The following is a 26,560-nucleotide window of genomic DNA, read 5'->3' as shown; positions in this document are numbered from 1 at the left end:
TCCGGTGCCTGCCTACAACACAAAAAACGCATTGCCCGAGGACCCCGCCCATGACCCGCACCGTTTACGTCAACGGAGACTACCTGCCCGAGCATGAGGCCAAGGTCTCGATCTTTGACCGCGCCTTTCTGATGGGCGACGGCGTCTATGAGGTCACCTCTGTCCTTGACGGCAAGCTGATCGATTTCGGCGGCCACGCCACCCGCCTGCAACGGTCCTTGTCTGAGCTGGACATGCGCGCGCCGGTCACCATGGACGAATTGCTGGAGATCCACCGCGAACTGGTGGACGTCAATGAGATCACCGATGGCCTGATCTACCTTCAGATCACCCGTGGCGCGCCGGATGACCGCGACTTTGCCTTTCCCGACCCGGACGTCACCCCGTCCACCATCGTTCTGTTCACCCAGAACAAGCCGGGCCTTGCCGACAGTCCGGCTGCGCAAAAGGGCATCAAGGTGATCTCGATCGAGGATCAGCGCTGGGGCCGCCGCGACATCAAGACGGTGCAACTGCTGTATCCCTCGATGGGCAAGATGATGGCCAAGAAGGCCGGTGTCGACGATGCATGGCTGGTCGAGGACGGCTTTGTCACCGAGGGCACCAGCAACAACGCCTATTTCATCAAGGGCAATAAGATCGTCACCCGCGCCCTGTCCAACGACATTCTGCACGGGATCACCCGCGCCGCCGTGCTGCGTTTTGCCCAAGAGGCCCAGATGGAGGTCGAAGAGCGCAATTTCACCATCGCAGAGGCGCAAGGCGCGGATGAGGCATTCATCACCTCCGCCTCGACCTTTGTGATGCCGGTGGTCGAGATCGACGGCGTTGCGCTGGGCGCTGGTACGCCGGGGCCGCGCGCGTTGCGCCTGCGCGAAATCTATCTGGACGAAAGCCGCAAAGCCGCGATCTGACCCGATGACCGCCAAGGCGCTTGTCGAGGCCATAGCCGCGCTGGTGATCTTTCTGACACTGGCGGGGCTTGGCCTGTTTCAGGTGCCCAGCGAGGACGCCACGATAGAGGCCGGGGTGCAGGCGCAGGCCACCGCCTTGCTGGCCGACCTGCCCAATCCGCCGGTCCTGACCGTCAAAGGCCGCGACATCACCGTCGCGGGCCGGGTTGAAAGCCATGCGGTCCGGCGGCAGATCGAATCCGGGTTGCGCGGGATCGACGGCGTCAGAGAGGTAACAGCCCGCCTTTCGGTGCTGCCAGAGGTCGCAGAATTCGCCTTTTCGATGCGCAAGGGGACCGACGGCGTGGTGCTGGCGGGTCATGTCCGCCGTGCCGATACCGTCGATTTTTTGACCGAACTGGCCGGCGGGCCGCTGCCAGAGGTCACTCTGGCCAGCGGCGGGGCCTTTGACGGCTGGGACGGGGCTGTGCTGACACTGACACAGGCGGTTGCCCAATTGGACGAGGCCGACATCGAGCTGACGGGCGACGCGGTGCAAATCCGCGGCGTGGCGTTGTGGCCTGCGGATCTGGCCGCAATCGACCGTGTGCTTGCAGAGTTGCCCCCGGACATCGCCATCACAAAGGATCTGACTGCGCGCGATGACGGTCGGCCCTTTTTCCTGATCGCGGAAAAGCAACCGGGCCTTGGAGTTAGCCTGCGTGGCAAGCTGCCGCTCGCCCTATCGGCCCGTGACCTGTCAGAGGTGTTCACGCGGGGCGTCCAAGCCGAAACCCTGTCGGTTGGTCCGGTCGATCCGGGGTATCCCGCGCTTGCCGCAAGTATGTTGGCCGCCGCGCGTGTTCTGGATGTTGCGGATGAGGGGGTCGTCACCGTCACCCCCGGCACCCTGATCCTGTCGGCTTTGCGCGGCGGCGACGAGTTGGATCAGGCGCTGGACACCCTGCGGGCCGATCTGCCAAGCGAAACCCTGCTTGCGGTGTCGCGGCTTCCTCTGACCGATCCGGAACCTTTTTGGCTGGCGCTTGAACGGCGTGCTGGCAAGGTCACGGCCCTAGGCGTTGTGCCGGTCGATCTGGCGCAACAGACCCTCGATGCGGCGTTTGAGGGGGCGGATGTCTCGGGCCTGCGACACGCGCTATACCCGGATATCACGGGCTGGTCGGGTGGATTGGACGCTGTCAGCACCGTCTTTGACGAGATTGTCGAAGGGCGGCTGCTGTTCGAAGCGGGGGCCGTCACATTGGACGCGCTGTTGCCCGATCCGGTCAGTGCCGGTCGGGTCGATGCTCTTTTGACGGCGCTCCCACAGGGGCAGGACTATCGGCGCACCGTCGAATTGGTCGATGACGGGCTGATTCTGAACGCGACCCTTACGTATACGCCGCAAAACGGCGCGCGGGTTGAGGGCACCTTGCCCGGCAACCTGACGGCGCAGGACCTGCCGACCCTGTTGGGCCTGCCCGCCGTTGCGGGCGGTGCAGGCAGCGATACGGACATGCCGTTGCCGCGCGCAAAGGCGGTCCTGCTGGCCGTGGAACGCTGGTTGGGCGAGGCCGAAGAATTGACCCTCAGCCTGACGCCAGAGGCGATCACTCTGGAGGCCGTGCTGTCGCCGGGGGTGGACAGGGCGCAGATTGACGCGGCGATGCGTGCGGTTCTTGACCCAAAGGACAAGCTGCGCTTGCGCCCTTTGGCCAACGCGCCCCCCGCAGGCACAAAGCGGCGCAATGTGGCGCTGGGTTTGGATCAGGTCTTTGTGGCGGGCCACTGGCTGCCGGTGCTGGATTTCGCGCCGTCGGTGGCGGAATGCGCGCGGCAAAGCCTCTTGGCCGACGGCGCGGACCCGGTGCGGTTCCTCTCCGGGTCATCGCGGCTGGACGCCAGATCGGTGCGCGGAGTCAATGCGCTGGCCGCCGTGGCGCGGGTGTGCGTGTTGAATGGCGGGCTAGAGGTGCAGATCGAAGGCCACACCGATGCGCTGGGCGATGGCGTGGCGAACAGGATCATCAGCCGAGACCGCGCGGTTGTCGTGGCGGTTGAGATCACCAAACGCGGCGTCCGCTCCGGGGCGATGAACGTGATGGGATACGGGTCGGCGCGGCCCGTGGTGGGCTCTGACAGCGACGAGGGACGCGCGCTCAACCGCCGTATTTCGCTGTCATGGCGGGATCCGGGACAGGCGGTGCAGTGAGCGCAAAGGTTAAGAGTTTGTAAATTCGTCTCTGTAAGGCATTGATTTTGTTGGGGCGTTAACCTTGTCCACTGTGGCGCCCCTCTTGCTGGCCTGCCATCCACGCGGCCGCATGACGCCCCGCCCACAGGCCCGTGGCAAGGCAGGCGGTCAGCAGATACCCCCCTGTCGGAGCCTCCCAGTCCAGCATCTCTCCGGCACAAAAACAGCCCGGTCGGTCCCGCAGCATCAGCCCCTCATCCAGCGCCGCAAAGGGCACGCCCCCGGCGGTCGAAATCGCCTCATCCATCGGCCTCAGCCCCGCATGAGCGATGGGCAGCGCCTTGATCCGCGCCGCCAGACCGGCGGCGTCTTCGGGCAGGGGGCGGGCAAATTCCATCAGCACCGCCTGCGCCGCCGGGGCCAGCCGCAGTGCCTTGCGGATCGCATTGGCGCGGCTTTGTTTGCCGCGGGGCCGTGACAGCCGCGCGACCAGCGCATCCTCCGAAATATCCGGCAACAGATCGACCGTCAGGGCATGGCTCGCGCGCAGGGCGGGGGTCAGCGGATAGATCCCGCCGCCCTCCAGCCCGCGCGCCGAAATCACCGCCTCGCCCCGGTTTTCCAATGAGCCGGCCCGAAAGGTCACGTTCTTCAAGGGCGCGCCGAAATGGCGGGCCATATGCGGCGACCAATCGACCAGAACCCCGGCATTCGACGGCGCAAAAGGGGCCAACGGCAGGCCCGCCGCCCGGAAAGGCTCTGCCCAGACCCCGTCCGACCCCAGCCGCGCCCAACTGGCACCGCCAAGGGCAAAGACCGTGACCGCCGGATGCTGAACAACCAGCCCCTCCGGCGTGTCAAGGCGTAACCCGCCATCCTCTGCCCAGCCAAGCCAGCGCCAGCCGGTGCGTCGCTGCAACCCCATGCCGTCCAGTCGGGCCAGCCATGCCCGCAGCAGCGGCGAGGCCTTCATGGCCTTGGGAAACAACCGCCCGCTGGAGCCGGTGAAGGTGGGCTGCCCCAACCCCTCGGCCCATGCCCGCACCTCATCCGGCCCGAAGGTGTCCAGCATTTTGGCCAGATCCCGCGCGGCCTCCGCATAGGCGGCACGAAAGCGGGCGTGGTCCTCCATCTTGGTCAGGTTCAGCCCCGACTTCCCGGCCATCAACAGCTTGCGCCCGACCGAGGGTTTCGCCTCTGCCAGCACCACGCGATGCCCTGCCGACAGCAGCGCCTCCGCCGCCATCAACCCCGCCGGGCCGCCGCCGATCACCAGCGCATGACTCATGGCGCGGTGGACCCGGACGCCTGATGCAACTCCACGACGCGATGGGGGTAGGGGATCTCTATCCCGTGGTCCTTCAGCGCGTTCCAGATCAGGAACAGCACGTCAGAGGTGTATTTGTTGGGACCGTCGTCGATGCCGTTGACCCAGAACTCTACCGCGAAATCCACGCCCGAGTCGCCAAAGCCGCGCAGCTCGCAGTCGGGCGGATAGGGCTTATCCAGCACGCCGGGGTGCCGCGCCACGGCCTCTTCGACGATGGCGGGCACCATGTTGATGTCGGTCTTGTAGCTGACCGAGAAATCCGCCTCATAGCGGTTGGCGCTGCCTTGGTCAGAGTAGTTGATGACGCGGGTGGTGATGAAATCCTCGTTCGGGACCACGATCCAGCGGCCATCGTAGGTCTCAAGGATCATCGCCCGCGCGGTGGTCTTGACGATGGTGCCGGACTCGCCGTTGTCGAGTTCGACATAGTCGCCCACGGTGGCCTGCCCTTCGAGCAGCAGGATGATGCCGGAAATATAGTTCGCGGCGATCTTTTGCAGACCAAACCCAAGACCGACACCAATGGCGCCGCCCAGCACGGCAAGCGAAGTCAGCGGGATGCCGACGATGTTCATCAGCAGCAGGAAGGCAAGGCCGAAGATCGCGAACTCCGCCGCCTTGGCGGCCAGCTGGCGGGTCGCCGGAGGCAGTTCATCCTGCTTTTGGATATAGGACCCGGTCTGATCGTTGGACCAGCGCCCCAGCCAGAACAGGATCGACCCGGCGATCAGGCCCCGGATCACCGCCATGACGGTGAATTCGATATTGCCAAGGCTGACAGTCAGGTCGTTCAGTCGATCGGTGGCGACATCCAGCAGACCCAAGGTGTACAGCGCCATGACCGGCAAAAGGATGACGCGCCCCAACATCTTGAGGAAGCCGTCCTTGATGATCTCGCGGACAAGGACGCGGGCGGCGAGCAGCAGGAAAAAGCGTTTGCCAAAGGCGATTACAGCGCCAGAGCCGAATATTGCGCGGGTCAATCCCTCACCGATGCCGGTGAAGGCAAAGGCCAGCAGCGGCAGCAACAATGGCACGAAGATCAACAGGAACCGCCGGATCGTGGCCAGGATCGAGATCCGGCCGTCCGGCGGTGTCAGGAGACGTTCCAGCCAAGGCCGCAGCTTGCGCGTCAGCAGCCATGCGATGACGAAGGCGGCAACCAGCAGGCCGAACTGTGACCATGCGGCGGGCGATTCCAGCCATGCGCGCGCGATGTCCCATCCCTGCAAGGCGTACCCGACGGCCTGCTGTACGATCCCGGGCTGGGCGGCGAGGTCGAAGTTCATATGGCGTGATCCCTGGCGTCGACGTGACATCCTCTTGCCCAAAGAGTGCGCTGGGGACAAGGGGAGCGATATGGTCGACACGGCGGACCCCACACGGCTGTTGTGCCGGTGCCCGATCCTGCGGATTGCTTGCCGTACGCGGTTCGCGCGCCTAGGGTCGCCCGGCCAGAGAGGAGCCCGCCGATGCACCGTTTCCAGATCCGCGTCTATTACGAAGACACCGACATGGCGGGGATCGTCTACCACGCCAATTATCTGAAATTCATCGAACGGGCGCGGTCCGACTGGGTCAAGGAGCAGGGGCTGGACCAGAACGCCATGCGTGAACAGGACGGGATTGTCTTTGTGGTGCGCCGGATCGAGGCGGATTACCTGATGACCGCGAAATACGACGACGCGCTGGAGGTGCGCACAACTGTGCGCAACATGACCGGCGTGCGGCTGATCATGGGGCAGGAGGTTGTCCGGGGCGAAGAGGTGATCTTTCGTGCCGAGGTGACGGCGGTCTGCGTGACCCGCGACGGCCATCCCGCCCGTCTGCCGGCCCGCCTCCGGCAGCGGGTGCACTAGCCGATCCGCGCCGACAGCCGTCGCACCCTCCTGCGGAATGCCGCCTATTCAGTAGCGTTCCCCCTGCAAATCGGGTAAGGAACGCGGTAATCAGAGCCCCGGTCACAGGGGCCGACAGGAAATGAGCAGGTCTATGGAAGCAGGAACGCTTGCACTCGCGTCGGAGATCGACTTCTCCTTCTGGGGTCTTTTCATGCGCGCAACGCTGACGGTGAAACTCGTCATGATGTTGCTGATGGTGGCCTCGGTCTGGGCCTGGGCAATCATCATCGAGAAATTCGTCAGCTACCGCAAGGCGCGGCGCGAGGCGACACGGTTTGACCGCGCCTTCTGGTCGGGTGAGCCGCTGGATGAATTGTTCGAGCAACTGGGGCCAGAGCCCAAGGGCCGCTCTGAACGGGTGTTCGCGGCGGGCATGATGGAATGGCGTCGCAGCCACCGTGAGGACGGCGGCCTGATCGCCAACGCGCAAAGCCGGATCGACAGGTCGATGGACGTGGCGATCCAGAAAGAGGCCGATGTGTTGCAGCGCGGCCTGCCGGTGCTGGCGACGGTCGGCTCTACCGCGCCCTTTATCGGGCTGTTCGGGACGGTTTTCGGGATCATGAACGCCTTTATCGAGATTGCCGCGCAGCAGAACACCTCTTTGGTTGTCGTGGCCCCCGGCATCGCCGAGGCGCTGCTGGCCACGGGTCTGGGCCTGCTGGCGGCTATTCCGGCGGTGATTTTCTACAACAAGTTTTCGGCGGATGCGGACCGGATCGTCGGCAACTATGAGGCGTTTGCCGACGAATTCGCCACCATCCTGTCGCGCCAGCTGGATTCCTGAGCCATGGGAGCAGGGGTCGTCAAATCCGGTGGGGGCAAGCGGCGGCGCGGATCGCGCCGCAGCCGCGCCCAGCCGATGGCGGAAATCAACGTCACACCCTTTGTGGACGTCATGCTGGTGCTGCTGATCATCTTTATGGTCGCGGCCCCGCTGTTGACGGTGGGCGTGCCGGTGGAACTGCCCAAAACCGCGGCGCAGGCGCTGCCCGCTGAAACCGAAGAGCCGTTGACGGTGACGCTGTCGGCGGATGGTCAGGTGCTTATCCAGAGCACGGTCGTCGCGCGCGACGAACTGGTCGGTCGGTTGCGGGCGATTGCGGCGGAACGGTCGGATGACCGGGTCTACCTGCGGGCCGACGGGTCGGTGCCCTACGAGCAAGTGGCCCAGATCATGGGCGCGCTGAATGCGGGTGGATTTTCTTCGATTGGTCTGGTGACGGATGTCGGTGGTCCGGCACTTGACGGGCCGGACGGCGGCTGAGGCGCGGATGAACCGCTATCTGTACATATCAGGCGGGGCGCATGCCCTGCTGTTCGCTTGGCTGCTGCTGGGCAATGTCTTTGCGGCGGATCCTCCGCAGATGCAGGTGGCGGACGTGACGATCCTGAGCGAGGCGGATTTCGCGGCCCTGACCGCGCCGCCAACCCCCGAACCCGTGGCAGAGGCGGTGACGCCGGTGGTCACGCCCGAACCTGTGCCCGAGCCGGAACCCGAACCGGAACCTGTCCCGACACCAGAGCCGACACCCGCGCCGGAACCCACGCCAGAGCCGACACCGGCGCCCGTGCCGGACCCTGCTCCCGTGCCGCAGCCGCTGCCCGAGCCAGACCCGGCGCCGGTTCCTGCGCCGTTGCCCGATCCCGAACCGATTCCCGTGCCTGTGGCCCCGCTGCCGTCGCCGCCGCCCGCGCCGCGCGCGCCCAACGCATCGTTGCGGCCCAAGGCGCGCCCGGCGGATCGGGTGGCCAACACACCCGTCGCGCCGCCGGACCCGAACACCGAACGCGCCGAAGAGCGGGTCGAGGCTGCGGACCCGGACGCGGTCAGCCCGGACGTGGCAGAGGAACGGCGCGAGGCGACCGCGCCGCCCGAAACCACGACCGAAATCGTGACCGAGGCGGACGAACGTTTCGCGCCGTCCGAGTCGATCCGCCCGCAGGCCCGCCCGCAGCGTGCGGCGCAGGCCGCCCGGCCCGATCCCGCGCCGCAACCCGAGACCGCGCGGCCCGATCCGGTCAGCGGCGCGGATGATGCCATCACCTCGGCGCTGGCAGAGGCGCTGTCAGCGGCCCCCGCGCCCGCTGCCCCCGCAGGCCCACCGATGACACGCGGCGAACGCGAGGCGCTGCGGCTGGCGGTACAGGCCTGTTGGGTGGTGGACGTCGGCTCTGAGGCGTCGGGCATCACCGTCACCGTTGCCTTTGAGATGGAACCGGATGGCCGCGTCATTTCGAACAGTCTCAAGATGGTGGACGCCTCGCAAGGCAGCGCCGCCGCGGTCCAGACCGCCTTTCAGGTGGCGCGGCGCGCGGTGCTGCGGTGTCAGGGTCCCGAAGGGTATGCCCTGCCCGCCGACAAGTTCGACCAATGGCGCGAGATTGAGATGACCTTTAACCCCGAAACGATGCGGCAGCGGTGACGGCTGTGGAACCGTGAGCCGTCGAAGGACGTTCAACTCTGAAGGAAACCGCCAGAAATGAGCGGCTTCCTGCGCAAATTCCCCCTTGCGTCACATGTATTGCCTGTTTTGCGGCAGGCCAAATCAGGATAGGTTAACGCAGGGCGGGCACAGACCCGCCGCATCCGGTCCGAGCAGCGCCCGAAGGAAGGTCCCCGAGATGATCGCACGCCTCGCCGCCCTGGTTTTTGTCTGTGCCACGGCGCTTTTGCCAGTGCAGGCCATGGCCCAGTCCGGCCCGCTTCGCATTGAGATCACCGAAGGTGTGATCGAACCCTTGCCGTTCGCGGTGCCGGATTTCGTCGCCGAAAGCGCGGCGGCCGAACAGTTTGCCGCCGACATAAGCCGGGTGATCGCCGCTGACCTGACAGGCACCGGCCTGTTTCGCGAGATACCGCGCGACGCCCATATTTCCCGCGTCAGCAGCTTTGGCGCGCCGGTCCAGTTCGCCGACTGGAAGGCGATCAACGCGCAGGCGCTGATCACCGGGTCGGTCGCGGCGGATTCCTCTGGCCGGGTGGTGGTCAAATTCCGCGTCTGGGACGTCTTTGCCGGGCAGGAACTGGGGCAGGGGATGCAGTTTGTCTCGGACGCCAACGGCTGGCGTCGACTGGCGCACAAGGTTGCCGATCAGGTCTATAGCAGGCTCACCGGCGAAACCCCCTATTTCGACAGCCGGGTGGTCTTTGTCTCGGAAACAGGGCCCAAGGACGCGCGCCAGAAACGGCTGGCGATCATGGACTACGACGGCGCGAGCGTGCAGTTCCTGACCGACGATTCCTCGCTGGTTCTGGCGCCGCGCTTTTCGCCGAATGGCGAGCGGGTGCTGTATACCAGCTACGCCACCGGATTTCCGCGTATTCATGTGCTGACGGTCGGCGACGTCAACAGCCGCATCCTTCAGGTGGGGGAAGGCGTGATGAGCTTTGCCCCCCGCTTTTCCCCGGATGGGCGCATGGTGGTGTATTCGCTGACCCAAGGCTCCAACACCGATATCTTTGCCATGGACCTTGCTTCTGGCGCGACGCGTCGGCTGACCTCTACCCCCTCGATCGAAACCGCGCCCAGCTTTTCGCCCGACGGCAGCCGTATCGTGTTCGAATCCGACCGGTCCGGCAGCCAGCAGCTGTACATCATGCCCGCCATGGGCGGTGAGGCGCAGCGGATCAGTTTTGGCGAGGGGCGCTATGGCACGCCGGTCTGGTCGCCGCGCGGCGACCGCATCGCCTTTACCAAGCAGAACGCCGGACGGTTCCACATCGGTGTGATGCGCACGGATGGTGCCGAGGAACGTCTGCTGACCGCCTCTTTCCTTGATGAGGGGCCGACATGGGCACCCAACGGCCGTGTCATCATGTTCGCCCGCGAGACTCAGGGCGCGCAGGGCTCTTCGGCGCTGTATTCGGTTGATATCTCGGGGCGTAACCTGAAACGGGTGCGCACCCCCGCCGGTGCCTCGGACCCCAGCTGGGGCCCCTTGCAATAACGTCATTTCCCATATGTTGCGTGCTGTGGTAAAACAGACGCAACAACCAGAGCAGGACCGCAAGAAAATGAAACATACGACAAAGGCTATTCTGATGGTTGCGGCGCTGGCCACCGCGGCCTGTACGAACCCCGGACGCTTTGGCGGTCCGGACGCCAGCCGTGGCGCGGGTGGCCCGGATACCTCGACGATTGTGCCGGGCAGCGTGGATGATCCCAGGTCGCCGGCCTATTTCTCGGCCCGTGTCGGGGATCGCGTGCTGTTCGCCGTCGACCAGTCGTCGCTGAGCCCGGAGGCGCGTGTGGTGCTGGACGGTCAGGCAAGCTGGCTGCAAACCAACCCGGATTACCTTGCGATCATCGAGGGCCACGCCGATGAACAGGGCACACGGGAATACAACCTCGCACTGGGCGCGCGCCGCGCCAATGCGGTGATGGAATACCTTGTCGCCAAAGGAATCTCGCAGAGCCGTCTGAAGTTTGTCAGCTACGGCAAGGAGCGTCCGCTGGAAATCTGCTCGGAAGAGGCCTGTTATGCCAAGAACCGACGCGCCGTGACGGTGATCTCGGCCACCGGCCTGACGGGATAAGCCATGCTGCGGGGGATGGTGTTCGGGGCCTGTCTGTTGGCAGGCGGCATGACAGGCGGTCTGGCCGTGGCGCAACAGGGGCAGACGCTGGCCGACATAAAGCAGGACCTTGCGGTGCTGACGGTGGAATTGCGCAAGCTGCGCAGTGAACTGAACACCACCGGGTCTCCCGCGCTGGCGGTTGGCGGGTCGGCACTGGACCGCATCAACACCATCGAAAGCGAATTGCAGCGCGTCACCGCCAAGGCGGAGGAACTGGAGTTTCGGCTTGGCCGCGTGGTGCAGGATGGCACCAACCGGATCGGAGACCTGAAGTTCCGCATTTGCGAGCTGGAGCCGGGCTGCGACATCGGCAAGCTGGGTGAGACCGATCCTTTGGGCGGCGATGCGGTGCCAACCGCCCCGGTCGCGCAACCCGCGTCACCGCCCGCCACCGATGCCCTTCCGTTCGATGGCGAACTGGCGATCAGCGAAGAGGCGGATTTCCGGTCTGCCCTGGACGCCCTGGATCAGGGCGACTTTTCCGGTGCCGAACTGCTGTTTGCGCAATTCCGCGAGACCTATCCGATGGGGCCGCTGGAGGCTGCGGCGCTGGTCGGTGAAGGCCGCGCGCTGGAGGGATTGGGCGACACCCGTGAGGCCGCCCGGCGCTATCTGTCGGCCTATTCCGGGTTCCCGGATGCGACGATCGCGCCAGAGGCGCTGTGGCGTCTGGGGGACGCCATTGCCGCGCTTGGGTCGATTGACGATGCCTGTATCACGCTGGGAGAGGTTGCCGCCCGCTATCCCGGATCGGACGCCGTGGCCAAGGCCGCAGCCAGCCGCCAGCAGCTTGGGTGCCAATAAGCGGGTGCCTGCTTCGGTGAGTCTGGACCAAAGGTTTGCCGAGGCGATGGGCCAGCTTTTGGGCCCGGATTTCCCCTCTGACATTGCGCTGGCCGTCTCTGGCGGCGGCGACAGCATGGCGATGCTGACCCTTGCGCACAACTGGAGCCATGTCTGGGGCGTGCGGCTGTGGGTGGTCACGGTGGATCACGGGTTGCGGCCTGAAAGCGCGGATGAGGCGGCGATGGTGGCGGCTGAGTGCCGCCTGCTGGGCTGGCCCCATGCGACGCTGCGCTGGCACTGGGACGGCACGGGCAACAAGATGGATGCGGCCCGTCGGGCGCGTCTGGACCTGATTGACCAATGGCGTGGCGGTGTAAGCCACGTCCTGATGGCGCACACGCGGGACGATCTGGCCGAGACCTTTCTGATGCGCCTGAAACGCGGGTCCGGCGTGGAGGGACTGGCGGCGATGACACCCCGACGCTTTGTGACGCCTTCCGGGGGCTCCAAAGGCACAGTCGACGGCGCAGGCCCTCCGGAAGATGGGCGGCGCGCTGGTTTCGAGGTGATCCGCCCCTGTCTGGACATGACCCGCGCAGAGTTGCGCCACTACCTGCGCGTGCTCAAAAGGCGCTGGGTCGAAGACCCCTCAAACGCCGACCCCGCCTATGACCGGGCGCGCCTGCGCCGCCTCTTGCCCCTTCTGGCCGAAGAGGGCCTGGACCCCGAGATCCTCGCCGCCACGGCAGAGCGGCTGCGGGAAGAGGCAACAGCCCTGCGGCTGCGCGCGGCCGAGGTCTGGGACGCGGTGGGCGCGCCGCTGTTGACGGCGGATGGCGCGGATACTGGCATCCTCAATCTGGACCCGGACTGGACCCGTCACGGCGACCCGGCCACGCAACGGCGTCTGCTTTCGGCGATGATCCGCTATGTTTCTGGCGCGGATTACGCCCCCCGTGCCGAGGCGCTGGAGGGATTACGTGACCGGATGGCCAGTGGCGGGGGCGGCACGCTGCACGGCTGCGAGGTCATCCACCACAGGGGACGTATCCTGATCTTTCGGGAATTTGCGGCGGTGGCGGAACCGACACAGGCGGCATCCCTTGTTTGGGATAGACGTTGGCAAATCTCGCCCACGGTGCCCGCAGGCCACAGCGTCCGAGCCTTGGGCGAAGACGGCTGGCAACAGGCGCGGGACCGGTCCGACGGCACGCCACCGTTCCGTGCCGCGCTGTCGCTGCCCTCGATCTGGCAGGGCGAACGGCTGCTGGCCTGCGACGGTCTGGGCATCGGTCCCGGCCAGACCGTGCGCCTGTGTCGCGCGGACGGGGTCCGTGGCTTTGTCCTGTCGCATTGAACCCGCCCCCGTGATGTCTATGTTACACACCAAATCGCTGTGCTATGACGCACCAAAGTTTTCAAAGGAGTTCCCCCTTGGGTAACGCGAGAAACATCGCCTTCTGGGTCGTCCTCTTCCTGCTGATCCTGGCGCTCTTCAACCTGTTCTCGGGTGGCGGTACAACGTTGCAAAGCCGCGAGGTCAGCTATTCTGACTTTGTGCGCGCCGTTGAATCGCAGAACGTCAGTTCGGCCACGGTGGATGGCGAACAGGTGCGCTATCGGTCCAATGACGGGCAGGACTATGTGACGATCAAGCCGCAGGACGCGGAACTGACCAACCTGCTGCTGGACAACAACGTCCCGCTGAAGGCCGAGGCGCAGGAGCAATCCGGCTTTCAGTCGTTCCTGTTGTCACTGTTGCCCTTCCTGCTGCTGATCGGTGTTTGGATCTATTTCATGAACCGGATGCAGGGCGGCGGCAAAGGCGGGGCGATGGGCTTTGGCAAGTCCAAGGCCAAGCTCTTGACCGAAAAGCATGGCCGCGTGACCTTTGACGACGTGGCGGGCATCGACGAGGCCAAGGAAGAACTGGAAGAAATCGTTGAATTCCTGCGCAACCCGCAGAAATTCAGCCGTCTTGGTGGCAAGATCCCCAAGGGTGCATTGCTGGTCGGCCCTCCGGGCACCGGTAAAACGTTGCTGGCGCGTGCCATCGCGGGTGAGGCGGGTGTGCCGTTTTTCACCATCTCCGGTTCCGATTTCGTTGAAATGTTCGTGGGTGTGGGTGCCTCCCGTGTCCGTGACATGTTCGAACAGGCCAAGAAGAACGCGCCTTGCATCGTCTTCATCGACGAGATCGACGCCGTGGGCCGCGCCCGTGGTCAAGGTTACGGCGGCGGCAACGACGAACGTGAGCAGACGTTGAACCAGCTGCTGGTCGAGATGGACGGCTTTGAGGCGAACGAAGGTGTGATCATCGTCGCCGCCACCAACCGCCGCGACGTGCTGGACCCGGCGCTGCTGCGTCCGGGCCGTTTCGACCGTCAGGTGACGGTGCCGAATCCCGACATCAAGGGCCGCGAAAAGATCCTTGGCGTGCATGCCCGCAAGACCCCTCTGGGCCCCGACGTCGACCTGCGCATCATCGCGCGCGGCACCCCCGGCTTTTCCGGTGCCGATCTGGCCAACCTTGTGAACGAGGCGGCGCTGATGGCGGCGCGCATCGGACGCCGGTTTGTCACGATGGAGGATTTCGAGCAGGCCAAGGACAAGGTCATGATGGGCGCAGAGCGCCGCAGCATGGTTCTGACCGACGAGCAGAAGGAAAAGACGGCGTACCATGAGGCCGGTCACGCCGTTGTGGGTCTGGCCCTGCCGCAGTGCGATCCGGTCTACAAGGCAACGATCATTCCGCGCGGCGGCGCGCTGGGCATGGTTGTGTCTCTGCCAGAGATCGACCGTCTGAACTGGCACAAGTCAGAGTGCGAGGAAAAGATGGCGATGACCATGGCGGGCAAGGCCGCCGAGATCATCAAGTACGGCGAAGAGAATGTCTCGAACGGACCGGCGGGTGACATCCAGCAGGCCAGCGCGCTGGCGCGGGCCATGGTGCTGCGCTGGGGCATGTCGGACAAGATCGGCAACATCGACTACGCCGAGGCGCATGAGGGCTATCAGGGCAACACCGCCGGTTTGTCGGTGTCGGCCCACACCAAGGAGATGATCGAGGAAGAAGTGCGGCGCTTCATTCAAGAAGCCTATGAGCGCGCCTTCCAGATCCTGACCGAGCGTCACGACGAATGGGAGCGTCTGGCACAGGGCCTGCTGGAGTTCGAAACCCTCACCGGCGACGAGATCAAGCGGGTGATGCGTGGCGAGGACCCGCATTCGGGCGATGACGACGACGGGTTGGGCGTTGCCGATGACAAACCCTCGTTGACGGCGATCCCCAAGACCAAGCCCAAGGCAAAGCCGTCGGACGATGGCGGGATGGAACCCGAGCCCACCGCATGAACGGCCAGACGCAGCACGACTGGGACCCCGGAACCTATCACAGGTTCCGGGGTCAGCGTTTGCGTCCCGCACTTGACCTGCTGTCGCGCGTCGGGCCGTTGCCCAAAGGCTGCGTCGTGGACCTTGGCTGTGGCGCAGGGGATGTCGGATCGGCCCTGCGCACCCGTTTTGGCACCTCGCAGGCGGGCGCGCTGATCGGCGTGGACCGTTCACCGGCGATGCTGGAACAGGCCAGAGCGCAGGCGATCTACGACCGGGTAATCGAGGCAGACATTGCCGACTGGACCCCGGACGCGCCCGCTGCGCTGATTTTTTCCAACGCGTCCCTGCACTGGACCGGCGATCATCAGACCCTGTTGCCCCGGCTTGTCGCGACGCTGGTGCCGGGCGGCACCCTTGCGGTGCAGGTTCCGCACCAGAACAATGCGCCGTCACACCGCCTGTGGCGGACACTGGCGGATGAACTGTGCCCTGGCCGATTGGCAGAGGTCGCGCTGCCGTCCGTCCTGGTGCCGGCGCAGTATTTTCATTTGCTCGAAACCCTGGGCGAGGTCCGCCTGTGGGAGACGGAATATTTTCAGAAACTGCCGCCGTCCGACGAGGGCCACCCGGTGCGTCGTTTCACCGAGGCAACCTATGCGCGCCCGATCCTGCAATCCATGCCGGACAGGGAACGCGACCGTCTTGTGCGGGCCTATGACGAGTTGATTCCCAAGGCCTATCCGATGTCGGCGGATGGCAGCGCGCTGTTCCCCTTCCGGCGTCTGTTCTTTACCTTGGTGCGCGCAGGGTACGATGCGCCTGCGCTCTAGAAGGGGCCGTTGATGCCTGCCTTGAAACCGACCGACTTTACCGCAACCGTGACATGGCTGGGCGTTGTGACCGGCGACGATCGCACCGAACTGCTGGCTGAGCCGCACGAGGCGCTGGACCTGACCTTTGAAGGCATAGCCGGGTCGGTGCATGGCGGCGCGACACGGGAATCGTGTTCGCGGGTACGCAACCAGTACGCGCGCGGCACGACGATCCGCAATGAGCGCCAGTTGAGCCTCATCAGCGCCGAGGAACTGGCTGAGATTGCCGCCAAGATGGGCCTTGAGACCATCGACCCGGCGCGATTGGGCGCGTCCATGGTCCTCAGCGGCTTGCCGGACTTCAGTTTTGTGCCGCCCTCGTCGCGGTTGCAGGCCCCGTCCGGGGCGACGCTGACGGTGGATATGCAGAACCGCCCCTGTCAGTTCCCCGCCAAGAGCATCGACAAGATTGCCCCCGGAAAAGGCAAGGGATTCAAACCTGCCGCCGAGGGCCGCCGCGGTGTGACCGCCTCTGTCGCCCGCGAGGGCCGCGTGGCGCTGGGTGACGTGTTGCGTCTGCACATCCCCGATCAGCGCGGTTGGCAACCGGAGTAGACGCCGCTTTCCGGTCGCCCCGACTGACCGCTGCGCGGCCAGCGGCCCGCCCTCCAAGCCGCGCCCGAAAGACCCGGAGGTTTCCGATGGGCGGCGATTTGCAGGCTGCGGGAACCGTCCGCGCCGCAACATCGCCCGAATATGTCGGATTCGCTTTCGCAGCGGGGCGGGCGTCTCTGTATGCCTTGTGTCGAGAGTTCACCGCCCCATCCGCCCCCAACAGGAAGCGCAGCAGCATGGCATTCAAGTCCGACATCGAAATCGCCCGCGAGGCCAACAAGAAACCGATTCAGGAAATCGGCGATCGCCTTGGCATCCCGACCGAACATCTGCTGCCCTATGGTCATGACAAAGCGAAGATCAGCCAACCCTTCATCGACAGCGTTCAGGACCGCAAGGATGGCAAGCTGATCCTTGTGACCGCGATCAACCCGACACCCGCCGGTGAGGGCAAGACCACCACCACCGTGGGTCTGGGCGACGGCCTGAACAAGATCGGCAAGAACGCGATGATCTGTATTCGCGAAGCCTCGCTTGGGCCGAACTTTGGCATGAAGGGCGGGGCCGCGGGCGGCGGCAAGGCACAGGTTGTGCCGATGGAGGAGATGAACCTGCATTTCACCGGGGATTTCCACGCGATCACCAGCGCGCACTCCCTGCTGTCGGCGATGATCGACAACCACATCTACTGGGGCAACGAATGTGACATCGACCTGCGCCGCGTGGCGTGGCGTCGGGTTGTCGACATGAACGACCGCGCCCTGCGCAACGTGACGCTGAGCCTTGGCGGCGTGGCCAACGGTTTCCCGCGCGAAGGTGGCTTTGATATCACCGTGGCGTCCGAGGTGATGGCGATCCTCTGCCTTGCCAAGAACCTCAAGGATCTGGAACAGCGTCTGGGCGACATGATCGTGGCCTATCGCCGCGACAAGAGCCCGGTGTTCTGCCGCGACATCAAGGCCGAAGGCGCGATGACCGTCCTGCTCAAGGACGCGATGCAGCCGAACCTTGTGCAGACGCTGGAAAACAACCCGGCCTTCGTGCATGGCGGTCCGTTTGCCAACATCGCGCATGGCTGTAACTCTGTCATCGCCACCTCCACCGCGTTGAAGCTGGCGGACTACGTTGTGACAGAGGCGGGCTTTGGCGCCGATCTGGGCGCCGAGAAATTCATGGATATCAAGTGCCGCAAGGCCGGTCTGCGCCCCGATGCGGTGGTGATCGTGGCCACGGTGCGCGCGATGAAGATGAACGGCGGCGTGGCCAAGGCCGACCTTGGCGCGGAGAACGTGCAGGCCGTCAAGGATGGTTGCCCGAACCTTGGCCGTCACATCGAGAACATGAAGAAGTTCGGCGTGCCGGCGGTGGTGGGCATCAACCACTTTGTCACCGACACCGACGCCGAGGTGCAGGCGGTCATGGATTTCTGCGCGTCGCTGGGCGTCGAGGCGATCCTGAACAAACATTGGGAATTCGGCGGCGAGGGCATCACCGAAACCGCCAGGAAGGTGGTCGAACTGTGTGAGGCCGGTGAGGCGGACTATCACCCGCTTTATGGCGATGACCTGTCTCTGGCGGACAAGATCGAAACCGTCTGCAAGGAGATCTACCGCGCCGACAGTGTGGTGATGGACAACAAGATCCGCGCGCAGCTGAAGGAGTGGGAAGATCAGGGGTACGGTCATCTGCCGGTCTGTCTTGCCAAGACGCAGTACTCTTTCACCACCGATCCTACCATGCGCGGCGCGCCGACAGGCTTTGACATTCCGGTGCGGGAAGTGCGCATTTCCGCCGGGGCCGGGTTCATCGTTGTGGTCTGCGGTGAGATCATGACCATGCCGGGCCTGCCGCGCACACCTGCGGCGGAAACGATCCGCCTGAACGAAGCGGGTCTGATCGAAGGGTTGTTCTAAAAGTTTCGCCCTCTCCGGACCATCGGGGAGGGCGGCGCGTTGCATGCCGGGTGCGTTTTCGGCTACGGCGGGCAGGACCAGACGGCGAAGAGGAATAGTCATGGCGCGTCCTGCCCCCGACAGCATCGAAACCATGGCAGACCTGCGGGTTTGCATCGACGAAATCGACAGCGCGCTGGTGGCGCTGCTGGCCGAGCGGGAGCGTTATACCGACCGCGCCCCGGACCTGAAGGCGCGAGAGGGCATCGCCGCGCGGGCACCGCGCCGGGTTGATGCGGTCCTGGGGAACGTACGGAACAAGGCGCAGGTACACGGGTTGGACCCGGACTTGGCCGAGGAAATGTGGCGGATCATGATCGAGACGGTGATCGCGCGCGAAGAGCGGGTGATCGGCAAGGAAGGGATAGACGGATGAGCGCGACGGTGATTGACGGCAAGGCCTTTGCGGCCACGGTGCGGGACAAGGTGGCGGTCCACGTCGCGCGTTTGAAAGAGGCGCATGGCGTCACGCCGGGGCTGGCCGTGGTGCTGGTGGGCGAGGACCCGGCGAGCCAGGTCTATGTGCGGTCCAAGGGCAAGATGACCGTCGAGGTCGGCATGAACTCTTATGAGCACAAGCTGGACATCGACACCTCCGAGGCGGATCTGCTGGCGCTGATCGACAGGCTGAACAACGACCCGGCGGTGCATGGCATTCTGGTGCAGTTGCCGCTGCCCAAGCATCTGGATGAGGATCTGGTGATCAACGCCATCGACCCGGCCAAGGATGTGGACGGGTTCCATATCTCGAACGTGGGCCTGTTGGGGACCGGGCAGAAGTCGATGGTGCCCTGCACGCCACTGGGGTGCCTGATGATGCTGCGGGATCATCACGGGAGCCTGTCGGGCATGGATGCGGTGGTGATCGGGCGGTCCAACATCGTGGGCAAGCCGATGGCGCAGCTTTTGCTCGGCGACAGCTGTACCGTGACCATCGCGCATTCGCGGACAAAAGACCTGCCCGAAGTGGTGCGCCGCGCGGATATTGTGGTCGCTGCCGTGGGGCGGCCCGAGATGGTGCCGGGCGATTGGATCAAGCCGGGGGCGACGGTGATCGACGTGGGGATCAACCGCATTGATGCGCCCGAAAAGGGTGAGGGCAAGACCCGGCTGGTGGGGGACGCCCACTATGAAAGCTGCGCCGCGGTGGCCGGGGCGATCACGCCGGTGCCGGGCGGGGTGGGGCCGATGACAATTGCCTGCCTGCTGGCCAATACGGTGACGGCCTGCTGTCGGGCCAATGGGTTGGAAGAGCCTGAAGGATTGACCGCCTGATCAGGGTGTCCACGCGTGGACAGACTTTGGCCCTAGAAAAATCAATGAGTTACAGAGGCGTTTTTACGTTTGGGTAACGTTTGAGCGCCTCTGGATGACGCCCGCCCGGCGCTCAGACCAACAGATCGTCGCCGACAAGGGAGGCGGCGAATTCGGCCTTGGGCCGCAGGCGAAACGGGGTGCCGGTGCCTGTGGCCGCCAAGAGCCTGTCGCAGCGAAAGGTGCGTGGCTCCTGCCGCAAATGGTCAAACGCGACGACGTACCAAACCGGGTACTTCAGCAAGAGATAATGCGGGTCGATGCTGCGCCGGGATGTCTGGCCATCCTCGCGCCGATAGGTGATGTCCAGCCTCTCTTGATCGACAAAAGCGCGGTGCAGCGTCTGGACAACCCGTGCGGGCGGCGATGCGACGCTGGCCTGAACGTAGGTCGAGGCGGTGACGCCGATCAGGATGCGGGAGTTCAGCCGGTTCACCCGATTGCGTTTCTCAGGTGAAAACGAGGCAACCAACTGCCGCCTGACCGATCCGAGGTTCGCCAGAAAAATCGGCGAGTTCATCCGCTCGGCCACCGCGATGCTGATCAGCAGGTCGACCGCCTCTGAATAGGACAGGTTCATCCGGCCGACGCCCCAGTTGCTGTCCAGCCGCACGCCGCCGCCGCGTCCGCGATCAGTGTCTATCGACATGCCCTGATCCCGCATCAGCGACAGATCGCGTGCAATGGTGCGGGCGCTGACACCGAACTGCGCCGCCAGACCCGAGATCGTGCAATGCGCCTCTTGCTGTAGCTGAACGGCCAGCAATTCCATCCGTCGCAGCCTGCCGTTCGCGTTGGTCCGTGCCATGCAAGAAACAGGACATAAACTGTCATATTTATCAATATCAGGATGATGTCCTGCCACCTTTTCCAAGCCAACCGTCAGGGGCGCCGGTCGAAACGGCAGGACATCGGCGCAACGGAGATTTGAACATGAAGATGAACTATAGTGTCGTCGGCACCAACGACATGGCCGCCGCCAAGACATTCTATGACGGCCTGTTCGCGCCGTTGGGCGTCAGCGGGTTTTCCCCCACGGACAGAATGACCTACTGGCTGGTCGAGGAGTTTGCCTTTGCCACGGCGATCCCGTTTGACGGACAGCCCGCGACCCACGGCAACGGAACGATGGTTGGCTTTTGTGTCGGAGCCTCTGACGACGTGAAAAGGTTTCATGCGCTCGCCATTGATCTGGGCGGCACCTGTGAGGGCGCGCCGGGCCAGCGCGGGCCACGGTTCTCCGCCTATGTGCGGGATCTTGACGGCAACAAGCTGTGTTTCTCTGACTAGAGGCTGAATTGATCAACCTGAGAAATTCGGCTGCCAGAGTGGTTGGAGCAAGCATCGCCGACCCTTGATTCCATGTGTTGTCCTTTGCGAAATAGACACCAAAGTCGCATGGACCTTGGTCGGATTGGTGTATTCCAGACTCCGATTAAAGTCTCTCCGGGCCAGTCAGGTGCCAATCAGGTATGAGGACTGCCGTTTGTCTTGGGAGGGACGCAACTTGAATATCATCACAGCACTCGCAATTTCTATCGGAGCTCTTGCCGCCGTGGCGACCTATCTTTGCCTTGGGACAACCTTTGGGCTGCAAGTTTGGGCGCTCTTTATTGGCTGGGGCAGTTTCTATCACACGGGCGGCGGAACGGATGCGTTGACCAAATCCTCTATCAACCACGTCTGGGGTGCTGCCGTCGCCGCAGTTACGCTGTTTGTTGTCGGAACAGTTGGAGGCACAACTGCTGTCACGTCGATCATTGTCGGGATCTCTGTGGTTGTGTTGGTTCTTGGCGCACATTCGAGCATGCTCAACACCATTCCGGCTGGCGTTTACGGCTATGCATCGACGGCGGCATTCAGCCTCTTGTCCGGGGTTGCGATTGGCGATGTGGCAGCGATGGGCAATGCGGCCGCTATTGTCCTGATTTCACTGATCCTTGGGAATATATTCGGCTTCGTATCGGAAAAGATTGCCGGTGCGATGTCGGCCAAGGTTGCCTGAATTGCCGGGCCCCGGTTTCTGACCGGGGCCCGTCCGGAATTGGCGGGTGATTTCCATTGGCCGATTGGCCAATACCTTTGTCACGCCCAAATCCCTATCCGGCTGTTTCCGGTGCGCCGCGAAACGAAAGGCTGATTTTCAGACCGCTTGAGAATGCAGTTTCCAGAACGCCCTGCGCCGCACGGGTCCGCCCATAGGTGCGCGCCTGCTGGTCTTTCCCGGATCGGCGCGGCATGGTGCGCGTCAAAAGGGGGAGGGTTTTGACCATGCGCATTCTGTTTACCGGGGGATCGGGCAAGGCGGGGCGGCATGTGGTGGCCTATCTGCTGGAGCAGGGGCACCGGGTGCTGAACGTGGACCAAGTGCCGCTGGATCTACCGGGGGTCGACAACCGCATTGCCGACATCACCGACGCGGGCCAGATGTATGACGTCATGAGCAGCCTTGCGGGGCTTGATGAGTTGGAGCCGGGCACGGGTGTGCCGACATTCGACGCCGTTGTGCATTTTGCCGCCGTGCCGCGCATCCTGATCACCCCGGACAACGAGTGTTTCCGGGTGAATACGCAGGGCACCTACAACGTGATCGACGCGGCGGTGAAATTTGGCATTCGCAAGATCGTCTTCGCCTCGTCCGAGACCACCTATGGCGTCTGTTTCGCCGATGGTGCGCGCAAGCCGGCGTATCTGCCGATTGACGAGGACCACCCGACGGTGCCCGAGGACAGCTATGCCATGTCCAAGGTCTGTAACGAGGTGACGGCGCGCAGTTTTCAGGCCCGGTCGGGGGTCGATATCTACGGGCTGCGGATCAACAACGTGATCGAGCCGCATGAATACGCGCAGAACTTTCCGGCCTATATGGACAATCCGGACCTGCGGCGGCGCAATATCTTTGCCTATATCGACGCGCGCGATCTGGGGCAGATGGTGGAGTGCTGTCTGCACACCGACGGGCTGGGCTATGAGGTGTTCAACGTCGCGAACGACGATCATTCGGTGGCCTTGAGTTCTGCCGAACTGATTGTGCGGTATTATCAGGGCGTCCCGGTGAAGGGCGAGATTGGCGAGAGCGAGACGTTTTACGCCAACGCCAAGGCCAAGCGGATGCTGGGTTATCAGCCCGCGCATAGCTGGCGCGACGTGCTGGGCTAGGGGCGCATGGCGGGGACGCGGACCATCGTGCCGGTCAGCCGGGCGATGTGGCGTTCCTTGCCCTCATCCTCGGCGTAGACATCGGCCTGTGTGACCAGCATCCGTTTGCCCGGTTTGATGACTGACCCGCGCGCGATCAGGCGCTGGCCGCTGCCGGGGGCAAGGTAATGGATCGCCATTTCCGAGGTGACAACCTCGCTGTCGGCATCCAGCAGCGACAGGGCGGAATAGCCCGCCGCGCTGTCGCCCACCGCAAAGGCCAGCCCGCCGTGGGCAAAGCCCTGCTGTTGGGACACCTGCGGCCCGATCGGCACGGCGATTTCGACCGCGCCGGGGGTGACGCGGAGCAGGGTTGCGCCAAGGGTGACAAGCATGCCCTGACGGTCAAAGCTGTCGCGGATGCGGGTTTCCAGATCGTCCATGCGCTGAGCGTTGCCCATCTTGCGCGGTGCATGCAAGGGCCTCTTGCGCAGACGTGGCGGCATACCGATATCCGCTGTCGTCCCGATACCATGCCGCCGGAGGGCGGCGGCGCGTCTCGGGGGCATGCATCGTATGGAACACCGGGTTATGCATATACTTGAGGGGGTTGCCGCGCTGTTGGCGGCGATTGGCCTGTATGTCTGGGCCTCTGCCCTGCACCACAGTGCGCGCGCGCCGCGCTGGGCGCGCGGGCAGCTGTTTGCCAGTGGCGTGGGGCTGTTGCTGGTCTGCATCGCGCCCGCGGCGGCGGGGCTGGTCACCTATGGGCTGGGCGAGCCGATGACCACGGCGTCCTGGGTTGGCGTCGTCGGTCTGGGTCTGGCGCCGCTGGCGCTGTGGGCGGGGACGCGCGGCTAGGTCAGGCGTGGTTGATTCAGGCGCGGTGCGTCGCGCGGCGCGGCATCGGGATGGCGACGGGGCGCGCGCCGGTCAGAATGGCCTGCGCGTCCTTGCCCATGAGGTCCGACAGGACCGGGCTGTCACAGAATAGCCCGCCGGTATAGGCGCCATAGGCGGGCAGGATCAGCCGATCCGCGTCGAACAGGAAACAGGGCCGGGTCAAGCTGCGCCCGCGCGCGGAGAGGCGCGCCTTGGGGTGGTAGTGGCCTGAGATTTCGCCACGGGCCTCCGGCGTGGTGATGTGGCGAAAGATCAGCGGGCCATCGCGATGTTCGGCCCGGTGCGCGCCGGTCAGCGTGACCGGGGCGGGATCGTGGTTGCCCGCGATCCATGTCCAGTCGCGCCCCGCCTGAAGCCGCGCAATCCACAGCAGATCGTCCTCTGGCAGATGCGCGTCAATGCCCGGCGCGTCAAAGCTGTCGCCAAGGCAGATCACGCGCGCCGCGCCAGTGGCGGCCAGATCGGCGTCCAGCCGTTGCAGGGTCTCGCGGGTCTCATAGGGGGGCAGTTGCGCGCCGCCCACCGCCGACAGCCGGGCGGATTTGCCCAGATGCAGGTCCGACACCACCAGCAGCCCAGCCTCCGGCCAGAACAGCGCGCCCGAGGGCAACGCGCTGAGATGGGTGCCGTGAAAGGTGAAGCGGTGGGTGTTCATGACCTGTTCTTGCCATGCCGTTCGGGAGGCCGCAAGGGCGGTCAGGGTGTCAGGCGGCCAGACGCAGGGCCGCCACGTCCTGTTCGGGGTGCGGCTCTGTCGCGGCGTCACGCTCCCACCGGTCGATCAGCGATGTTTCGGCGCGGGCGTCCTCTGTCCAGAGGGCGATGGTGGCAGGCTGAGGGCTGCGGCGGTCCGTGGCCCGGCGGTCGTGTTGCGGTACGCGCTGCGAGGCGACAGGCAGCAGGATGGTGATCACCACGGCCAAGGCAATCGCCGCCACCGCGCCGCCCAGCACGCCCACCACCAGCGCCCAGCCCCAGCCCATCCCCGACACACGGGCACCCAGAGTGAGCCCGGCAAAACACAAGGTGTTCAGGGCGGACATCGTGAGGATGTTGAGAACGCGGGGCGAGTCATCGTCTTGGGTGACAGTATCAATGTCGAGGCGAACGGTCATTTGACTGACTTTCAAATTGGCGAATTGGCGATGTTTCATGCGCCTTGACCCTGTGATCCGGGGCCGCCGTTCTGGCCTTGGAAAGGGTATAGGCGCTCCGGTTCCGCAAAGCGCGTGCCCGGTGGGATCAGGCGGGGCGCGAACGGCGAGGAGCCCTATCCGAAAGGATGGGGCAATGGATCATTCAGGCTCGCAAAAAGACCGAAGATTAATGGGTTGCGACTCTTTCCGGGTCGCTGCCGCAGCCGTACCCGTCATGGTCTGCATCCAGCCCGTAGGTGTCCACCCCGATCACCTTGACACGTTGGTCAATGTAGTCTGGGCCGTTCCCGCCGCCCCGACAGTCTACATCGGTAGAAATCGGGACACAGCCCTCGGCGTAATTCGGGTGGCAATCTCCGGCGCGGGAGGCGGCGTTGACACGTGCTGAAACCGCACCGATTGGCGGGGTCCAGCCCTTTGGCTCACAGCCAAAGCCGTTGTGGTCACCGTCGAGATGGTAGACGTCCAGACCGATGACGCGCAGCGGACCTTTTATGTAAGCCGGTCCATTGCCCTGACCGGGTCGGCAATCGACATCGCTGGCCATGGGAACACAGACCCAGTCATAGTTCGGGTCACAAGGGTCGGCTGCGAGGGATGCGCCGTACGCGACAAATCCGACTACTATGAGCCCAATCCGCATGATCTCCTCCGTTAACCTTAGTTAACGTGGGGGCAGCCTCAGGAATAACAAGAGATCAATCTGTTTTTGGCTCATCACGGCACGCGCCTTGGCTGTTGCGTCTCGACCTGCGCCAGACCGGATTCATTGAGCAGGCGGGTGACCTCTTCTTCCATCAGCCGTTCGTCCGCCGAGCCACTCACCGGCACGCGTCCCGCCTCAAGGAACAGCGGCGCGGCCAGCGGGGTGACGCGGCTGAGGCGCAGATGGTCGATGCGGTCGCCGACACGGGCGCTCATCTCGCGGATGCGGGCGAAATCGACCAGCCCGCGCATCGCCTCTTCGCGGGTGATCTGCATCAGCAGGTGGTCGGGGTCGTATTTCAGCAGCGTGTCGTAGAGGATGTCCGACGACATGGTGGCCTGCCGCCCAGTCTTGCGCTGCCCGCCGACCTGCCGTTCGATCAGCCCCGCGATGGTGGCGCTGGCGCGAAAGGTGCGTTTCATCACGGCGTTGCCCGCGAGCCAGCCATCGAGGCCGTTTTCCAGCGCCTCCATATCGAACAGCGGCGCGGGGTCCGTGACCGCATCCAGCCCCCAGATCAGCGTGGCGTAATCGGTGGCGACAAAGCCCATCGGGGCCAGCCCCATCTCCTCCATCCGCTTGGTCAGCAATAGGCCCAGCGTCTGCTGCGCGTTGCGGCCCGCAAAGCCGTAGACCACCAGTTGCTGGCGTCCGTCGTGCGGAAAGCTTTCGATCAGCAGGCGGCCCGGTTCCGGCAGGCGCGAGGCCTCTCTTTGCAGGTGCAGCCATTGGGCCGTGTGGGGCGGTAAGTTCGGCCAGTCGTCCTGCTGAAACAGCCGCAGGATGCGGTCGCTAAGCTGCGTGGAGGTGGAAAACTTGGTGCCCATGAAGGTGGCGATTTTCGGTTTGCGGCCGGGGTCGCGCGATACCTCGACCACCAGTTCGCGCAGGCCCTCGTAGCGGACGATCTGGCCGCCGATCAAAAAGGTATCGCCCTT

The 26,560-nt window shown here is 64.5% G+C and carries 27 protein-coding genes and 1 pseudogene; 20 read left to right on the top strand and 8 right to left on the bottom strand.

The genetic code is table 11. The annotated features are described in order from the left end of the window. The first annotated feature begins 50 nt into the window (after positions 1 to 50). Both ACN0S5_RS07140 and ACN0S5_RS07135 read left to right on the top strand, forming a co-directional pair. Complete coding sequence (locus ACN0S5_RS07140; RefSeq protein WP_417207373.1) at positions 51 to 914, top strand: D-amino-acid transaminase; 864 nt, start codon at positions 51 to 53, stop codon at positions 912 to 914. 4 nt (positions 915 to 918) lie between these two features. Further along, positions 919 to 3,108, top strand: coding sequence for an OmpA family protein (locus ACN0S5_RS07135; RefSeq protein WP_417207370.1), 2,190 nt, complete (start codon positions 919 to 921; stop codon positions 3,106 to 3,108). Between the two features lie 58 nt (positions 3,109 to 3,166). Here ACN0S5_RS07135 and ACN0S5_RS07130 read toward each other — a convergent pair whose 3' ends face one another. Further along, a complete protein-coding gene (locus tag ACN0S5_RS07130; RefSeq protein WP_417207368.1) occupies positions 3,167 to 4,378 on the bottom strand; it encodes a TIGR03862 family flavoprotein in 1,212 nt (403 codons plus the stop codon). Then, complete coding sequence (locus tag ACN0S5_RS07125) at positions 4,375 to 5,709, bottom strand: mechanosensitive ion channel family protein (protein ID WP_417207366.1); 1,335 nt, start codon at positions 5,707 to 5,709, stop codon at positions 4,375 to 4,377. The genes ACN0S5_RS07130 and ACN0S5_RS07125 overlap by 4 nt, the downstream gene beginning before the upstream one ends. Before the next feature lie 183 nt (positions 5,710 to 5,892). Between ACN0S5_RS07125 and ybgC the strand changes: the two genes are divergently transcribed. The 14 genes from ybgC (at position 5,893) to folD (ending at position 19,679) form a co-directional block, all read left to right on the top strand. Next, positions 5,893 to 6,279: a tol-pal system-associated acyl-CoA thioesterase gene (gene ybgC, locus ACN0S5_RS07120; RefSeq protein WP_417207363.1), complete on the top strand. Its 387-nt coding sequence runs from the start codon at positions 5,893 to 5,895 to the stop codon at positions 6,277 to 6,279. Positions 6,280 to 6,412: 133 nt separating this feature from the next. Then, on the top strand, positions 6,413 to 7,108 hold the full coding sequence (gene tolQ, locus ACN0S5_RS07115; RefSeq protein ID WP_417207361.1) for a protein TolQ: 696 nt from the start codon (positions 6,413 to 6,415) through the stop codon (positions 7,106 to 7,108). A gap of 3 nt (positions 7,109 to 7,111) precedes the next feature. Next, complete coding sequence (tolR, locus tag ACN0S5_RS07110) at positions 7,112 to 7,588, top strand: protein TolR (RefSeq protein WP_417207359.1); 477 nt, start codon at positions 7,112 to 7,114, stop codon at positions 7,586 to 7,588. 7 nt (positions 7,589 to 7,595) lie between these two features. After that, positions 7,596 to 8,747, top strand: a complete 1,152-nt coding sequence (locus ACN0S5_RS07105) for a cell envelope biogenesis protein TolA (RefSeq protein ID WP_417207357.1) — start codon at positions 7,596 to 7,598, stop codon at positions 8,745 to 8,747. Between the two features lie 199 nt (positions 8,748 to 8,946). After that, the gene (gene tolB, locus ACN0S5_RS07100; protein WP_417207355.1) at positions 8,947 to 10,272 is read left to right on the top strand and encodes a Tol-Pal system beta propeller repeat protein TolB; all 1,326 of its coding nucleotides are present in this window, start codon (positions 8,947 to 8,949) and stop codon (positions 10,270 to 10,272) included. 67 nt (positions 10,273 to 10,339) lie between these two features. Then, entirely contained in the window at positions 10,340 to 10,861 is a 522-nt protein-coding gene (pal, locus tag ACN0S5_RS07095) for a peptidoglycan-associated lipoprotein Pal (protein ID WP_417207353.1), read from the top strand. 3 nt (positions 10,862 to 10,864) lie between these two features. Next, positions 10,865 to 11,707, top strand: a complete 843-nt coding sequence (locus ACN0S5_RS07090) for a tetratricopeptide repeat protein (RefSeq protein WP_417207351.1) — start codon at positions 10,865 to 10,867, stop codon at positions 11,705 to 11,707. A 16-nt stretch (positions 11,708 to 11,723) separates the two neighbouring features. Beyond that, positions 11,724 to 13,046, top strand: a complete 1,323-nt coding sequence (gene tilS, locus ACN0S5_RS07085) for a tRNA lysidine(34) synthetase TilS (RefSeq protein ID WP_417207349.1) — start codon at positions 11,724 to 11,726, stop codon at positions 13,044 to 13,046. Positions 13,047 to 13,123: 77 nt separating this feature from the next. Next, a complete protein-coding gene (gene ftsH / locus ACN0S5_RS07080; RefSeq protein ID WP_417207346.1) occupies positions 13,124 to 15,043 on the top strand; it encodes an ATP-dependent zinc metalloprotease FtsH in 1,920 nt (639 codons plus the stop codon). After that, entirely contained in the window at positions 15,040 to 15,855 is an 816-nt protein-coding gene (locus ACN0S5_RS07075; protein WP_417207344.1) for a methyltransferase domain-containing protein, read from the top strand. Before ftsH ends, ACN0S5_RS07075 begins: the two co-directional genes overlap by 4 nt. Positions 15,856 to 15,867: 12 nt before the next feature. Next, a complete protein-coding gene (locus tag ACN0S5_RS07070; RefSeq protein ID WP_417207342.1) occupies positions 15,868 to 16,452 on the top strand; it encodes an MOSC domain-containing protein in 585 nt (194 codons plus the stop codon). A 236-nt stretch (positions 16,453 to 16,688) separates the two neighbouring features. Beyond that, on the top strand, positions 16,689 to 18,365 hold the full coding sequence (locus ACN0S5_RS07065; protein ID WP_417207341.1) for a formate--tetrahydrofolate ligase: 1,677 nt from the start codon (positions 16,689 to 16,691) through the stop codon (positions 18,363 to 18,365). A gap of 100 nt (positions 18,366 to 18,465) precedes the next feature. Then, positions 18,466 to 18,780 carry a chorismate mutase gene (locus ACN0S5_RS07060; RefSeq protein WP_417207339.1) on the top strand — a complete coding sequence of 105 codons (315 nt, stop codon included), beginning with the start codon at positions 18,466 to 18,468 and terminating at the stop codon, positions 18,778 to 18,780. Next, positions 18,777 to 19,679 carry a bifunctional methylenetetrahydrofolate dehydrogenase/methenyltetrahydrofolate cyclohydrolase FolD gene (gene folD, locus ACN0S5_RS07055; RefSeq protein ID WP_417207338.1) on the top strand — a complete coding sequence of 301 codons (903 nt, stop codon included), beginning with the start codon at positions 18,777 to 18,779 and terminating at the stop codon, positions 19,677 to 19,679. The genes ACN0S5_RS07060 and folD overlap by 4 nt, the downstream gene beginning before the upstream one ends. Before the next feature lie 112 nt (positions 19,680 to 19,791). Here folD and ACN0S5_RS07050 read toward each other — a convergent pair whose 3' ends face one another. Next, positions 19,792 to 20,526: a helix-turn-helix transcriptional regulator gene (locus ACN0S5_RS07050; RefSeq protein ID WP_417207336.1), complete on the bottom strand. Its 735-nt coding sequence runs from the start codon at positions 20,524 to 20,526 to the stop codon at positions 19,792 to 19,794. Between the two features lie 125 nt (positions 20,527 to 20,651). On the opposite strand from ACN0S5_RS07050, the gene ACN0S5_RS07045 reads away from it, so the two are divergent. The 3 genes from ACN0S5_RS07045 (at position 20,652) to ACN0S5_RS07035 (ending at position 22,877) form a co-directional block, all read left to right on the top strand. Further along, positions 20,652 to 21,008 (top strand): VOC family protein, encoded by a 357-nt coding sequence (locus tag ACN0S5_RS07045; protein WP_417207334.1) that lies wholly within the window; start codon positions 20,652 to 20,654, stop codon positions 21,006 to 21,008. A gap of 217 nt (positions 21,009 to 21,225) precedes the next feature. Next, positions 21,226 to 21,723, top strand: a complete 498-nt coding sequence (locus ACN0S5_RS07040) for a DUF1097 domain-containing protein (protein ID WP_417207332.1) — start codon at positions 21,226 to 21,228, stop codon at positions 21,721 to 21,723. Positions 21,724 to 21,989: 266 nt separating this feature from the next. Further along, positions 21,990 to 22,877, top strand: a complete 888-nt coding sequence (locus ACN0S5_RS07035) for an NAD-dependent epimerase/dehydratase family protein (RefSeq protein ID WP_417207330.1) — start codon at positions 21,990 to 21,992, stop codon at positions 22,875 to 22,877. Here ACN0S5_RS07035 and ACN0S5_RS07030 read toward each other — a convergent pair. Next, on the bottom strand, positions 22,874 to 23,299 hold the full coding sequence (locus tag ACN0S5_RS07030) for a PaaI family thioesterase (protein ID WP_417207666.1): 426 nt from the start codon (positions 23,297 to 23,299) through the stop codon (positions 22,874 to 22,876). The two genes, ACN0S5_RS07035 and ACN0S5_RS07030, sit on opposite strands and share 4 nt — an antisense overlap. 148 nt (positions 23,300 to 23,447) lie before the next feature. Here ACN0S5_RS07030 and ACN0S5_RS07025 point away from each other — a divergent pair, with 148 nt between their 5' ends. Further along, entirely contained in the window at positions 23,448 to 23,717 is a 270-nt protein-coding gene (locus tag ACN0S5_RS07025; RefSeq protein ID WP_417207328.1) for a hypothetical protein, read from the top strand. A gap of 16 nt (positions 23,718 to 23,733) precedes the next feature. On the opposite strand, the gene pdeM is transcribed toward ACN0S5_RS07025, so the two are convergent. The 4 genes and pseudogenes from pdeM to ACN0S5_RS07005 form a co-directional block, all read right to left on the bottom strand. After that, on the bottom strand, positions 23,734 to 24,414 hold the full coding sequence (pdeM, locus tag ACN0S5_RS07020; RefSeq protein WP_417207326.1) for a ligase-associated DNA damage response endonuclease PdeM: 681 nt from the start codon (positions 24,412 to 24,414) through the stop codon (positions 23,734 to 23,736). Between the two features lie 49 nt (positions 24,415 to 24,463). Then, complete coding sequence (locus ACN0S5_RS07015; protein WP_417207324.1) at positions 24,464 to 24,874, bottom strand: hypothetical protein; 411 nt, start codon at positions 24,872 to 24,874, stop codon at positions 24,464 to 24,466. 208 nt (positions 24,875 to 25,082) lie between these two features. Beyond that, positions 25,083 to 25,559: a hypothetical protein gene (locus ACN0S5_RS07010; RefSeq protein ID WP_417207322.1), complete on the bottom strand. Its 477-nt coding sequence runs from the start codon at positions 25,557 to 25,559 to the stop codon at positions 25,083 to 25,085. Positions 25,560 to 25,633: 74 nt separating this feature from the next. After that, positions 25,634 to 26,560 (bottom strand): annotated as a pseudogene (locus ACN0S5_RS07005) (DNA ligase-associated DEXH box helicase); the annotation flags it as partial.

It is taken from the genome of Antarctobacter sp. (assembly GCF_048262615.1).
Classification (GTDB): domain Bacteria; phylum Pseudomonadota; class Alphaproteobacteria; order Rhodobacterales; family Rhodobacteraceae; genus Antarctobacter.
The sequence above is the reverse complement of the archived record's forward strand: the minus strand, read 5'-3'. Positions and strand labels throughout refer to the sequence as shown.

Coding starts and splice junctions, on each gene's coding strand:
- folD (WP_417207338.1), top strand. CDS start 18,777: ATGAGCGCGACGGTGATTGACGGCAAGGCCTTTGCGGCCACGGTGCGG.
- ACN0S5_RS07065 (WP_417207341.1), top strand. CDS start 16,689: ATGGCATTCAAGTCCGACATCGAAATCGCCCGCGAGGCCAACAAGAAA.
- ybgC (WP_417207363.1), top strand. CDS start 5,893: ATGCACCGTTTCCAGATCCGCGTCTATTACGAAGACACCGACATGGCG.
- ACN0S5_RS07070 (WP_417207342.1), top strand. CDS start 15,868: ATGCCTGCCTTGAAACCGACCGACTTTACCGCAACCGTGACATGGCTG.
- tolR (WP_417207359.1), top strand. CDS start 7,112: ATGGGAGCAGGGGTCGTCAAATCCGGTGGGGGCAAGCGGCGGCGCGGA.
- ACN0S5_RS07010 (WP_417207322.1), bottom strand. CDS start 25,559: ATGCGGATTGGGCTCATAGTAGTCGGATTTGTCGCGTACGGCGCATCC.
- ACN0S5_RS07125 (WP_417207366.1), bottom strand. CDS start 5,709: ATGAACTTCGACCTCGCCGCCCAGCCCGGGATCGTACAGCAGGCCGTC.
- ACN0S5_RS07025 (WP_417207328.1), top strand. CDS start 23,448: ATGCATATACTTGAGGGGGTTGCCGCGCTGTTGGCGGCGATTGGCCTG.
- ACN0S5_RS07075 (WP_417207344.1), top strand. CDS start 15,040: ATGAACGGCCAGACGCAGCACGACTGGGACCCCGGAACCTATCACAGG.
- pdeM (WP_417207326.1), bottom strand. CDS start 24,414: ATGAACACCCACCGCTTCACCTTTCACGGCACCCATCTCAGCGCGTTG.
- ACN0S5_RS07135 (WP_417207370.1), top strand. CDS start 919: ATGACCGCCAAGGCGCTTGTCGAGGCCATAGCCGCGCTGGTGATCTTT.
- ACN0S5_RS07140 (WP_417207373.1), top strand. CDS start 51: ATGACCCGCACCGTTTACGTCAACGGAGACTACCTGCCCGAGCATGAG.
- ACN0S5_RS07015 (WP_417207324.1), bottom strand. CDS start 24,874: ATGACCGTTCGCCTCGACATTGATACTGTCACCCAAGACGATGACTCG.
- ACN0S5_RS07105 (WP_417207357.1), top strand. CDS start 7,596: ATGAACCGCTATCTGTACATATCAGGCGGGGCGCATGCCCTGCTGTTC.
- ACN0S5_RS07090 (WP_417207351.1), top strand. CDS start 10,865: ATGCTGCGGGGGATGGTGTTCGGGGCCTGTCTGTTGGCAGGCGGCATG.
- ACN0S5_RS07045 (WP_417207334.1), top strand. CDS start 20,652: ATGAAGATGAACTATAGTGTCGTCGGCACCAACGACATGGCCGCCGCC.
- ACN0S5_RS07030 (WP_417207666.1), bottom strand. CDS start 23,299: ATGGACGATCTGGAAACCCGCATCCGCGACAGCTTTGACCGTCAGGGC.
- tolB (WP_417207355.1), top strand. CDS start 8,947: ATGATCGCACGCCTCGCCGCCCTGGTTTTTGTCTGTGCCACGGCGCTT.
- pal (WP_417207353.1), top strand. CDS start 10,340: ATGAAACATACGACAAAGGCTATTCTGATGGTTGCGGCGCTGGCCACC.
- ACN0S5_RS07060 (WP_417207339.1), top strand. CDS start 18,466: ATGGCGCGTCCTGCCCCCGACAGCATCGAAACCATGGCAGACCTGCGG.
- tolQ (WP_417207361.1), top strand. CDS start 6,413: ATGGAAGCAGGAACGCTTGCACTCGCGTCGGAGATCGACTTCTCCTTC.
- ACN0S5_RS07035 (WP_417207330.1), top strand. CDS start 21,990: ATGCGCATTCTGTTTACCGGGGGATCGGGCAAGGCGGGGCGGCATGTG.
- ACN0S5_RS07130 (WP_417207368.1), bottom strand. CDS start 4,378: ATGAGTCATGCGCTGGTGATCGGCGGCGGCCCGGCGGGGTTGATGGCG.
- ACN0S5_RS07050 (WP_417207336.1), bottom strand. CDS start 20,526: ATGGCACGGACCAACGCGAACGGCAGGCTGCGACGGATGGAATTGCTG.